The following is a 12,852-nucleotide window of genomic DNA, read 5'->3' as shown; positions in this document are numbered from 1 at the left end:
CCGGGCTCAGGGACCTCCAGGGTCCAGTCCGGGCGCAGCCTTGCGCGGAGCATGTCGTGCGTGTCGAGCAGCGCTTGAAGGGCTTCCTCCAGCCCGGCGCGGTTCACCGACGCGGGAACGCGCACGGTCATGGACTGGTTGAACGCCTCGACGGGGCCGCCGAGTTCACGCAGCCAGTGCATGATCGGCGTGGGCGGCAGGACACCGCTCGCCGGCTCGTCGGGTACGTCCCGGTGGTCCGCGACCGGTCGGGCCACGCGGGCCAGATCGGCGACCGTCTGGTGGGTGAACACGTCCCGGACGCTGAGCAGCAGACCGGCGGCCCGCATCCGGCTGACGAGCTGGATGAACAGGATGCTGTCCCCGCCGAGGTCGAACAAGTTGTCGTCGATGCCCACCTGTTCCAGCCGGAGGAGTTCGGCGACCGCCTCGCACAGCATCACCTCGGTCCGGTCGCGGGGCGGTCGGACGGCAGCTGAGCCCGGGTCCGGGGCAGGTGCCGGGAGGGCAGCGCGGTCGACCTTTCCATTGCGCGTCAGGGGCAGCTCGGCGAGTTCCACGAAGGCGGCGGGCACCATGGGCGCGGGCAGGAGCGCCGCCAGCCGGGTACGAAGCGCCTCGGCCGACGGTGCCGATCCGCCCGGTTCCGGGACGACGTAGCCGACCAGGACGGGGACGCCCGGCCGGTCTTGCCGGACCATGACCACCGCGCGTGCCACGCCCGGGCAGTGGGCCAGCGCCGCCTCGATCTCGCCGGGTTCGACCCGGTGGCCACGGATCTTCACCTGCTGGTCGGTCCGTGCGAGGAACTCCAGCTCGCCGTCCGGCCGGTACCGGACCAGGTCCGCGGTGCGGTACATCCGCTCCCCCGCCGCGCCGAAGGGGTTGGCCACGAACCGCTCCGCCGATGGGCCGGGCTGGGCCAGGTACCCCCGAGCGAGTCCGGGGCCGGCGATGTACAGCTCGCCGGGCACGCCGAGGGGGACCGGTCGGAGCCGGTCGTCCAGCACATGGCAGCGGACGTTGTCCATCGGCCGGCCGATCGGCACACGGCCGGCCGGGCCGGTCGCGTCCACGGTGTGCTGTACCACCGCGAAGGTTGTCTCGGTCGGCCCGTAGCTGTTGGTCAGCCGTGTGCCGGGCGCTGCCTCGCGCACCCGCGCGGTCGCCTGCGGCGACATGCTCTCGCCGCCGGTCCACACCTCCCGCAGGCCTCGCAGGCAGCCGGGGTCCGCGGCGGCGAGTGCCTCGAACACCGCGGCGGACAAGGCGACTCCGGTGATGCCGTGCTCGGCCACGGCGCGCGCCAGCAGATGCGGCTCGGGGTGCCGCCGCCAGGGTGCGACGACCGAGCATCCGCCGGTGAGCAGCGGTACCCACAGCTCGAAGGTGGCGGGGTCGAAGGCGACGGAGGTGTGCATCAGCACGCGCTCGGCGGCACCGTGGGACCACCACCGGTCGGCCGCCAGGGCGACCACGGAGGCGTCGCTGATCCCGACGCCCTTCGGCGTGCCCGTCGATCCCGACGTATGCATGACGTAGGCGAGTTGCGCGGGGCGGCGGGCCCTGCGTCGTCTCGGTGTGCCCGCCCGGCCGTGCTCGTCGGCGAACACCACCGGTGCCCAGGAGTCCCGGACGACGTCGTGGTCACGGAGCCGGGTGTGCGTCAGCAGCAGGACCGCGTCGGCCTGCCGGGCCAGGGCACCTACCCGGGCCGGCGCATCCTCCGGATCGAACGGAACGTATGTGCCGCCGGCCTTGAGGACCGCCAGGACCGAGACGACCAGGTCCCGCGAGCGTTCCAGCAGAACGGCCACGCGTGTCTCGGCCGTGACGCCGCCTTCGGCGAGCCGGTCGGCCAGCAGCTCGGCCTGCTCGTCCAGTTGACGGTACGTCAGGATGTCGGCGCCGTCGGTCACGGCGACCGCGTCCGGGGTGCGGGCCACCTGCGCCGCGAAGGCCTCCGTGATGCCCAGGCCGGCCACGTCGTTCCGGGCGCCGCTGCCGTACCGGGACAGCAGGTCCCGGTCCTCCGGACCGAGCAGGTCGTGATCCGCGACGCCCCGGCCCGGCTCGGCGACCACCGCGCGCAGCAACCGGTCCAGCATGGCCGCCAGCCGCTCGGCGGTCGAGCGGTCGAACAAGTCCGCGGAATACTGCACGGCACCCCGGCATTCCTCGCCACCGTCGTCGGCGAACCCGAACGACAGGTCCACCTTGGCGGCGGCTGTGTCGGGAACGGTCCGGCTGACGGTGAGGTCTCCCAGCCCGGCCATCGTTTCCGGTGCGTCCTGCAGGGTGACCATCACCTGGAACAGCGGGTGGCGCGACAGCGACCGTGCCGGATTGACCTCGTCCACGACCTGTTCGAACGGCACGTCCTGATGGGTGAACGCGGCGAGGTCCGACTCGCGCGTGCGCTCCACCAACTCGGCGAACGACGGGTCTCCGGCGGTGGACACCCGCAGCACCACGGTGTTGACGAAGAACCCGACCAGGTCGTCCAGGGCCTCGTCCGCACGACCCGCGACGGGCGTGCCGACCGGCACGTCGTCCCCGGCGCCGAGCCGCGACAGCAGGGCGGTGACCGCCGCGTGCAGCACCATGAAGACGCTCGCGCCCCAGCTGCACGCCAGCGACCTGACCTGCCCCCACAGCGCGGCGTCCACGCTGAAGGGCACCACCCCGCCAGTGAAGCCCGGTACGGCGGGGCGCGGGCGGTCCACCGGCAGGGGCAGGTCGTCGGGAAGGCCGGCGAGCGCGGACTTCCAGAACGCGACACCCCGGTTCCGCGCACTGTCCGTGTCCGGGTCGTCGAGCATTTCCCGCTGCCACATCGCGTAGTCCGCGTAGTCCACCGCGAGCGGCTGCCACTGCGGAGCCCGCCCGGCGCACCGGGCCCGGAAGGCCTCGTCCAGGTCGCGCAGCAGCGGAGCGAAGGACATGCCGTCCACGGCGACGTGGTGGAAGAGCAGCAGGAGGCGGTGGCGGTCGCGCGCGGTGCTCAGCAGCCAGACCCGCAGCGGTGGTTCGGCGGCCAGATCGAACGCGTACCGCTGGGCCTCCTCGGTCTTCCGGGCCAGCTCCTCCGGGGTGACCCTCAGCGTCACGATCCTGGGCAGGGCCTCGAGGCCGGACAGAATCTCCTGCCACGGCTCCCCGTCGTCGCCGGGCAGCACGGTGCGCAGCGGCTCGTGCCGCTGGACCACGTCCGCCAGGGCAGCCTCCAGCGCCGTCGGAGCCAGGGCCCCTTCCAGGTCCAGCAGCAGCGGTACGTTGTAGCTCCAGTCCTCGGGGTTCATCCGGTTGAGGAACCACAGCCGGCGCTGCGCCGACGACAACGGCACCCGCTGCGGGCGCGGACGTCGGCGCAGCGCCGGGCGTGCCTCGCGGGCTCCGGCGAGCAGGCCGGCGAGAGAGCGCACCGTCGGATGCTCGAACACCGACCGTGCGGGCACCTCTCGGCCGAACACCGTGCGGATCCGGTTCACCAGCCGCATCAGCGACAGCGAGTGCCCGCCCAGGTCGAAGAAGTCGTCGTCGGCCCCGACCTGCTCGGCTCCCAGTACCTCGCCGAAAACGCCCGCCAGGACTTCCACGACCGGGTCGCCCAGTGCGCCGCCGCTGCCCCGGGCCGTCGCCTCCGGCAGGGCGCGTCGGTCCACCTTGCCGCTGGTGGTGGTGGGCAGTTCTGCCAGCACGACGAACACGGCAGGCACCAGGTGCGCGGGCAGCACCTGGGCGGCCCACGCGCGCAGTTCGCCCGGGTTCACCGCCGATGTCGGGGTCACATAGGCCACGAGGTCCTGCTCCCGCGCGACCACGACCGCCCGGGACACCGCGGGATGGCTGCCCATCACCGCCTCGACCTCACCGGGCTCGACCCGGAAGCCGCGGATCTTGACCTGATCGTCGGCCCGGCCGTGGAAGGTGAGCAGGCCGTCGGCCGTCCACCGCACGAGGTCCCCGGTGCGGTACATGCGGCATCCCGGTGCCCAGGGGTCGGCCACGAACCTCTCGGCGGTGGCGCCCGCGGCGCCCAGGTATCCGCGCGCGAGCCCCGCGCCGGACACGTAGAGCTCGCCCGTGACCCCGACGGGAACCGGGTTGAGCCATGCGTCCAGCGCGTAGACGGCCGTGTTCCACGCCGGGCGCCCGATCGGCATACTGCCCGCGGGCAGGCGGGTGGAGGAGGTCGCCGAGAAGAGCACGCATCCGACGGTCGCCTCGGTGGGACCGTACTCGTTGTGGATCGTCATCCCTGGTGCGCGGGACAACCACGCCTCGGCCAGCTCCGCGGGCAGCTGCTCCCCGCCGACCACCAGATCGCATCCGGCCGCGAACTGTGGCTGCGGCTCGCCGAGCATGGCCAGGTGGGTCGGGGTCATCTTCAGCAGGCTGTATCCCCGGTCGGGTGTGCGACCGGGCTCCAGGTCACCGACGTCGATCCTGCCCCCGGACACCAACGGCACGAACAGCGTGGTCACGGGCATGTCGAAGGTGATCGGCGAGTGCAGCAGAGTCCGGTCGCCCGCGCCGGGATAGGACGCCGCCCCCCACGCAACGTAGTGAGCGAGCGCACGGTGCTCGATCACGACGCCCTTGGGCGTGCCCGTCGAGCCGGACGTGTGGATCACGTACGCCGGGTGCCCGGGGTGGGGCGGCGCGGGAACGGGCGCTGCCGTCTCGGGCAGGTCGTGGTCCACCAGCAGCGTCGGAAGCGGGAGCCGGTGGGCGAGTCCGGTGGTGGTCACCGCGAGGACCGGCGTGGCGCTCCCGACGACGGCTTCGAGCCGCCCCGCGGGATGGTCCACGTCGAGCGGCAGATAGCCGGCGCCGGACTTCAGGACCGCAAGCACCGCCACGATCTGCTCCGCACCGCGCGGCAGGAGGATCGCGACGAACCGCTCGGGCCCGGCCCCGCGGTGGGCGAGCGCCCCGGCGAGGCGATCGGTCCGGGCGTCCAGATCACGGTAGGTCAGTACGCCGTCGGGCGCGCTGACGGCGATGGCGTCGGGCGTCCTGGCCGCCTGGGCCCGGAAGGCTTCGACGACGGTCTCGTACGGCAGCTGATGGCGGGTGTCGTTGCGGTGGCGCACCAGATCGGTCCGCTCGTGCGCGCCCAGCAGGTCGATGTCGCCGAGCCGGACGCCAGGGTCGGCAACGACCGCCGTCAGCACCCGGCGCAGCATCGTCGCCAGACGCTCCACCGTGGACCGGTCGTACAGCTCCGTGGCGTACTCCACGCCGCCGGTGAGTCCGTCGTCCGCCGAGCGCAGCAGGAAGGACAGGTCGAACTTCGCCCGCCCGAGCCCCGCGAACCGGCGGCGGACGGTCAGCTCACCCAGAGCAGGCTGTGCCTCCGGGGTGTCCTGCAGCGTCAGCATCACCTGGAACAGGGGGTGGCGCGACAGCGACCGCGCCGGGTTGAGCTCCTCCACCACCTGTTCGAACGGCACGTCCTGGTGAGCGAAGGCCTCGAGGTCCGCAGTACGCGCACGGTCCAGCAGGTCGGCGAACGAGGGGTTCCCCGCGGTCGGCACCCTCAGCGTCACCGTGTTGCCGAAGAAGCCGACCAGGTCGTCGAGCAGTTCGTCGCCCCGTCCGGCGACCACGGTGCCGACCGGCACGTCGTCTCCGGCGCCCAGTCGTGACAGCAGGGCGGTCAACGCGGCATGCAGAACCATGAAGACGCTCGCCCCGTTGGTGCGGGCGAGCTGCCGTACCCCGTCCCATACCTCTCCGTCGAGTCCGAGCGGCACGACGTCACCCGTGAAGGCCGGCGCGGCGGGGCGTGGCCGATCCGTCGGCAGCGTCACCTCTTCGGGCAGGTCCGCCAGCGTCGCACGCCAGAACCCGAGTTGGCCCTCGAGCACACCGTCGCCGTCGGAGGCGTCCCACAGCAGCTGCCGCTGCGCCAGCGCGTAGTCCGCGTACTGCACCGGAAGCGGTTCCCAGCCGGGCGCCTGCCCGGCTGAGCGTGACCGGTAGGCAGTGTTCAGGTCGCGGAGCAGGACGTCGAGCGACCAGCCGTCGAAGGCGATGTGGTGCAGGACGAGGACGAGGACGCGGGCCTCGCCGTCCGGTGTGGACAGCAGAGCCGCCCGGACGGGCGGTTCGGTCGCCAGGTCGAACGGCCGGTCGATGCGGGCCTGCACCAGCTCAGGCAGCTTCTCGACCGAGGTTTCCCGCAGCTCGAGTCGCTCGGGGTACGGGAGCACATGCTGGCGGGGTTCGGGTCCGTCGGCGGGATACAGCGTGCGGAGGATCTCGTGCCGCTGGACGACGTCGGCCAGCGCCGCGCCCAGGGCCGCGGAGTCGAGCGGTCCCTCGATGTCGAGCACGACCGGCACGTGGTACTCGGTGGAGTCCGGTCGGAGGTTGTGCAGGAACCAAAGACGGTGCTGTCCCGGGGACAACGGCAGCACGCCGGGACGGGTCTGCCGCACCAGTCCCGGACGCGCCGGCCCGGCGCCCGGCAGTCGCCGGGCGAGACCGGCAGGGGTCGGTGCCCGGAACAGGGTCGCGAGGGCGACCTCCACGCCGAGCTTCGCGCGGATCCGCGACACCAGCCGGGTGGCCAGCAGGGAATGGCCGCCGAGGTCGAAGAAGCTGTCGTCGGTGCCGACCCGGTCCACGCCGAGCACGTCGGCGAACAGCCCGCACAGGATCTCCTCCTGGGGCGTGCCCGGTGCCCGGCTCACCGCGCCGTGCATCTCCGGCACGGGCAGCGCCTTGCGGTCGGTCTTGCCGTTCGGCGTCAGCGGGACCGCGTCCAGCGCGATCACCACGGCCGGCACCAGATGGTCCGGCAGCTGCGCGGCCAGCGCCTCCCGCACCGCCCGGGTGTCCTGGCCGCCGACGACGTACCCGACGAGTCGGGGGTGTCCGCCCGGGCCGGTCACCACGGATGCCACGGCGTCCGTCACGCCGGGTCGGGCGCGCAACTGCGCCTCCACCTCCCCCAGTTCGATACGTCGACCCCGGATCTTGACCTGCGTGTCGCGGCGGCCCAGGAACTCGAGCTGCCCGTCCGGCAGGAACCGCACCCGGTCACCGGTGCGGTAAAGACGGCCGCCGTCGGCGGCGAAGGGATCGGCCACGAACGTGTCGGCGGTCTTGGCCGGATCGCCCAGGTATCCCCGGCCGACTCCGGTACCGGCGACGTACAGGTCGCCGACGACTCCGACGGGTACGGGCTGGAGCTCGTCGCTCAGCACGTAAAGCCGGGTGTTACGGATCGCGCGGCCGATGGGTGCCGTGGTCCGGGTGGGCGGCTGCGCGACAACGGCGTGGGTGACGTCGTCCGAACACTCGGTCGGACCGTATGCGTTGACGACGGGGATGGCCGGGAAGCGGGCGAGCCAGCGTCGGCTCAGTTCGGCGGGCAGCTCCTCGCCGGTGACGACCAGCCACCGCAGCTTCGGCAACGGCGGCACCTGCGCCCCGTCGTCCCACGCCTCCAGGGCGGCCCGCAGCAGTGAGGGCACCACCTCCAGGACGGTGACCCCCTGACGGGCCACAGACTGGAACAGCCCCGGTGGATCGGCCGCCAGGGCCTGTCCGACCGCGAGCGTACGGCCGCCGACGAGCAGGGCGGCGACCATCTGCCACAGCGAGATGTCGAAGGTGAGCGGGGCGTTGAGGACGATCGTGTCCTCGGCGGTGAGGGCGAGGCTCTCCACCTTGGCCAGCAGGTGGTTGTTCATGCCCCGGTGGTGCACCATCGCGCCCTTGGGGCGGCCGGTGGAACCGGACGTGAAGATGACGTACGCCAGCTGGTCGGGCGCCGGTGTCACGCGCGTACCGCCGATGGTTTCCTCGCCGTCCCCGGTGAGCTCCAGTACGGCCACCGTGCCGGCCGCGCCCTTCGCCACCGCGGCCGCGAGGTCGCCGTGCCGGGGACCGGCCAGCAGCCACCGCGTGCCCGCGTCGGTCAGCAGGGCCGCGGATCGGCTCACGGGTGCGCCCGTCTCCAGGGGAAGGTACGCGGCTCCGGCCGCGAGAACGCCGAGGAACGCAGTCACCGCCCACCGGCTCCGGTCGACCAGCACGCCGACCACCGTGTCCGGTCCCACGCCATGAGCCCGTAGCCGGCCTGCAACCAGGTCCATCCGCGCCACGAGATCCCGGTAGGTCACGTCACCGTCATGGTCGGTAACCGCCACCGCGTTCGGCCGCCCCTCCGCCATGGCCCTGACCCGCGTCACCACATCGTCCAACGTGTGCGGTGCCTCGGTCCGGTTCCAGTCGCGCAGCAGCCGACGGTACTCGTCCTCGGCGAGGATACGGGCGTCACCGATCCGCGTGCTCGGGTCCTGCGTGACCGCCTCGATCAGGCGGACGTACCGCTCCAGCAGTGCCCGAGCGGTGCCCGGGCGGAAGACATCGGCGCGGTATTCCAGCGTCACCCTGATCCCGTCCGCACCGCCTTCCGCCGTGAAGGCCTCCCGGACATTGAAGGACAGGTCGAACTTGGCCGTGCCGGTGGGCATGTCCGTCAGCTCCAGTTCCAGGCCGGCCACGGACGGCAGCGCCCGCCGGGAGCTGTCCATCGAGAGCATGACCTGGAAGAGCGGATGCCTGGACATCGAACGCGGAGGCTTGAGCGCCTCCACCAGGCGTTCGAACGGCAGGTCCTGATTGGCATAGGCCGCGGCGTTCGCCCGGCGCACCCGGCCGAGCAGTTCACGGAAACCGGGGTTGCCCGAAGTGTCGGTGCGCAGCACCACCGTATTGACGAACAGACCGACCAGGTCTGCCAGGGATGCGTGGGAGCGCCCCGCCACGGCCGCGCCGATGGCGATGTCCTCGCCGGCGCCAAGCCTGGTCAACAGCGCCGCCAGGCCAGCCTGGAGCACCATGAAAGTGCTGGCGTCGGCGGACCGCGCGAGGCCGGCGATGCGGCTGTGGAGAGCCGGGTCGAGGTCGATTTCGGTCAGCGCGGCGGACGCGGTGCCGACGCCCGCCGGATGCGGCCGGTCGAAGGGCAGGTCGAGGTGGTCGGGAAGACCGGCCAGTGCCTCTTTCCAAAAAGCGATCTGCCGCGCGACGACGCTGTCCGGGGCGGCCTCGTCGCCCAGCATGCGGCGTTGCCAGGCGGTGTAGTCGGCGTACTGCACGGGCAGGGGCGTCAGGGCCGGAGCCTGCCCGGCGCGACGGGCTTCGTAGGCGGCCAGGAGGTCGCGCATCAGCGGGCCGAGCGACTCGGCGTCGGCGGCGATGTGGTGCAGCAGCAGCAGAAGTACGTGCCGCCTCGGGCCGAGGGCGAACAGCACGGCCCGCAGCGGAGGCTCGGCCGACAGATCGAAGGCGCTGGCCGCGGCCGCGGCCAGCGCCTCACGCAGGCGCGTGTCGTCGGTGGCCACGACGGCGAGTCCGGGGTGCGCCGGGCCGCCCTCGGCGAGGATGCGCTGGACCGGTAGTCCCGCGCGGTCCTGGTAGACGGTGCGCAGGGTCTCATGGTGGTCGACGACGTCGCCGAGTGCCGCCGCGAGGGCGCCGTGGTCGAGTTCGCCGCCGAGGCTGAGGACGAGCGGAATGTTGTACGCGGCGCTGGGCCCCTCGAGCTGATGCAGGAACCACAGCCTCTGCTGGGCGTACGACAGCGCCAGGTCGCCGTCGCCGGGTGCCGGAACCGGGCCCTGGCGGACCGGATCGTCGTCATCGGAGCCGGCCTGACCGTCGCCCAGGCGTTCGGCGAGTTCCCGTACGGTCGGCGCGAGGAAGACCGTCTCCATGCCGCAGTGGGCACCGAGTTCGGCGCGGAGCCGCACCACGAGCCGGCCCGCCAGCAAGGAGTGTCCGCCCAGTTCGAAGAAGCTCCGGTCGATCCCGACCGCGGCGGCATCGACGTCGAGGATCTCGGCGAAGAGCGCACACAGCTGTCGCTCCCGCGGTGTCCGCGGCGGGCTGACGGACCCGTGGTCGGCGGCCGTCGTCCGGTCCGTCCGGGACGGGGCCGGCAGGGCGGCGCGGTCCACCTTGCCCTGAGGGGTGACGGGCAGGGCGTCGAGCTCGAGGATCGCGTGGGGGCGCATGTGTGCGGGAAGCGTCTCGGCCAGCCGTTTTCTGGCCGCGTCGACATCCAGGGCGGCGGTCCCCTCGGGCACGACGTAGGCGACGATCTGCGGTTCCCGTGCCCCGTCAGTGCGCAGCACGGCGATCGCCTGGCGGACTCCGTCCGCCGCCAGCAGTACGGACTCGATCTCGCCCAGCTCGACGCGGAATCCGCGGATCTTCACCTGCTGGTCCGCGCGCCCGATGAACTCCAGCCAGCCGTCTTCCCGCCACCGTGCCAGGTCGCCCGTGCGGTACATGCGGTCGCCGTCGCCCGTGAATGGGTTCGCCACGAAGCGCTCGGCGGTCAGGCCGGCCCGGCCGAGGTAGCCGCGGGCAAGGCCCGGACCCGTCACGTACACCTCACCAGCGACTCCGGGCTGGACCGGTTGCAGGGCGTGGTCCAGCACGTGAATGCCCGATACGGCGAAGGGCCTGCCGATCGGGACGGGCGAGCCGATATCGTCGCCCAACGGCTCGCTCGCGGTGCAGCACACCGTGGTCTCGGTGGGACCGTAGGCGTTGATCATCGTGCGGCCGGGCGACCACGTGGCCACCAGCTCGGGCGGGCACGCCTCGCCTGCCACGACGAGGGTGACTCCCTCGGGTATCGCCCCGTCGGGGAGGGCCGCGAGCACCGCCGGCGGAAGGGTCGCATGGGTGATCCGCCGCTCGGTGAGGAAGCGCCCCAGCTCTGGCGGCGACAGCTCGTCCGGGTTCGGCGCGAGGACGAGGGTGCCGCCGGAGAGCAGCGCCATGACCAGCTCCCAGAACGCGGCGTCGAAGCTGATCGAGGCGAACTGCAGCACCCGTGCCCCCGGGCCGACGGCGAAGGCCCGCTGCTGGGCCTGCGCGAGGGCCGCCACCCCCTGGTGGGTCACCGCGACGCCCTTGGGGCGTCCGGTGGAACCGGAGGTGTAGATGACGTAGGCCGTGTTCCGGACGTCGGGCGCCGCGGCGGGCTCAGCGCCGGGTAAGGAGCCGCACGCCGTCCCGGACAACTCCTCCCGGGTGGCCGGAGCGTCCAGGAGGACGACGGGCGTGTCCCCCGTCCCGGCTACTTCGGCCAGTTCTCCCACGGTGAGCAGGCACTGCGGCCGGGCGTCGGCGAGCATGTGGGCAATGCGCTCTCGCGGGTACGCCGGATCGACGGGCAGGTAGGCACCGCCGGCCCGCATCACGGCCAACACGGCCACCACGAGGTCGACGGAGCGGGGCAGAGCGACCGCGACGACCGATTCCGGCCCGACGCCCCTGGCGAGCAGCAGCCTGGCCAGGGTGTCGGCCCGTTCGTCCAGCTCCGTGTAGCCGACGCAGGGCGCGCCCACCAGCTCCACCGCCGGCGCGTCCCCGTGACGTGCCGCAATCTCCCGGAAGAGGTCGGAGAAGGTGCGTGCGGGGACGGGCGGTCCTGCCAGGCTTCCCCAACCGTGCAGCGCCTCCCGGCGTTCGCCCCCCACCGTGGACAGGTCGGCGACCGTACGGCCGGGGTGGTTGAGCGCCTCTGTGATCTCCCCGACGAGCTGAACGAATGCCTCGTGGTGGCCTGCGACTTCGCCGTCCGTGTAGAGCCGCGGATCGGCGTCCAGGTCGATGTCCAGCCCGCCGTCGGCACGTCTGTAGGCGCTGAAGCTCATGTCGTGGATATGACGGACCGACACGTTACGTGACGTCACCATGCGGGCGTCGCCCAGGCGGCCGCCGTAGTGGAACGGGATGACGTTCACCGCTGGCCCCAGCACGGAGCGTCCCATGCCGCGCTCCATCAACTCCTGGCGCAGCCGCTCGCCGGGATAGCGCTGATGAGCCAGCGCCGCTTTGATCTCGGCCCCGACCTGTTCGACCAGCTCGCGCACCGGGGTCTGCGGCCGTACCGAGAGCCGCAGCGGCAGCACGTTCACCAGCGGGCCGGCCGCCGTCTTCGCCGTCTCGGTCACCCGTGCGGTGACCGGCAGTCCGAGGACGACATCGCCGGATCCGGAGTGCCGGTGCACCAGCACGGCGGCAGCCGCGAACATCAGCCGGGACGTCCTTGCGCCGTGCCGTTGCCGCGCGTCTTGCAGCGCGTCCAGGGACCGCTCCGACAGTGCCGCGCGCCGTCGAACCGGCACCGTCCAGCCCGTTGGCGGCTCCCCGGCCAGCCGGCCCGGCTCCGGAAGGTCGGCGAAGCGGTCCCACCAGTAGGCCTGGTCTTCGGCGAACTGGCTGGACCGGGCGTACTCCTCGTAGTCGTCGACGAGTGACCGCACCGAGCCCATGGCGCCGGCGGGAACGGCCAGGCCGTCCGTCAGGGCGTTGTACACCTCGGCGAACCGCTGGTTGAGCAGGGAGAAGCCGACGCCGTCGATGACGATGTGGTGATAGCCCTGGTACCAGAGGTACGTGTGGTCGGCGATCTGGAAGACGGCGAAGGTGAACAATCGGTCGGCGGCCAGGTCGATCGGGCGGGCGAGGTCCTTCCGTATCCACTCGTCGGCGGCGGCCCGGGGATCGGGCTGTGACCGGAGATCGAGCCACGCCGGTTCCCACGGTGGGAGGGTGCCGATCAGCTGGCGTGGTCCGTCCGGCGTCTCGACGAACCTGGCCCGCAGCGAGTCGACGTCGTCCACCGTGCGCCGCAGCGCCCGCTCGAACAGGGCTCGGTCGAGCGGCCCTTCTATCTGGACGCACTCGGCCGCCCGGTAGACCGGGGCGTTGGGGTCGGCCCGGCAGGCGACCCAGATGTCGTGCTGGGTCGGTGACAGCGGCGCCGACGACGCGTCATCCGTGCGGGAGTACTTCAACATTCCACCG

Annotated in this window: 1 pseudogene; it reads right to left on the bottom strand. The window is 72.5% G+C overall.

Going from position 1 to position 12,852, the window contains the following annotated elements:
• Positions 1 to 269 precede the first annotated feature (269 nt).
• Positions 270 to 12,845, bottom strand: a pseudogene (locus CLM62_RS27445) (amino acid adenylation domain-containing protein); the annotation flags it as partial.
• Positions 12,846 to 12,852 lie beyond the last annotated feature (7 nt).

Origin of the sequence: Streptomyces sp. SA15 (assembly GCF_002291145.1) — a bacterium.
Taxonomy (GTDB): domain Bacteria; phylum Actinomycetota; class Actinomycetes; order Streptomycetales; family Streptomycetaceae; genus Streptomyces.
This window is presented reverse-complemented; position numbering and strand designations above follow the sequence as displayed.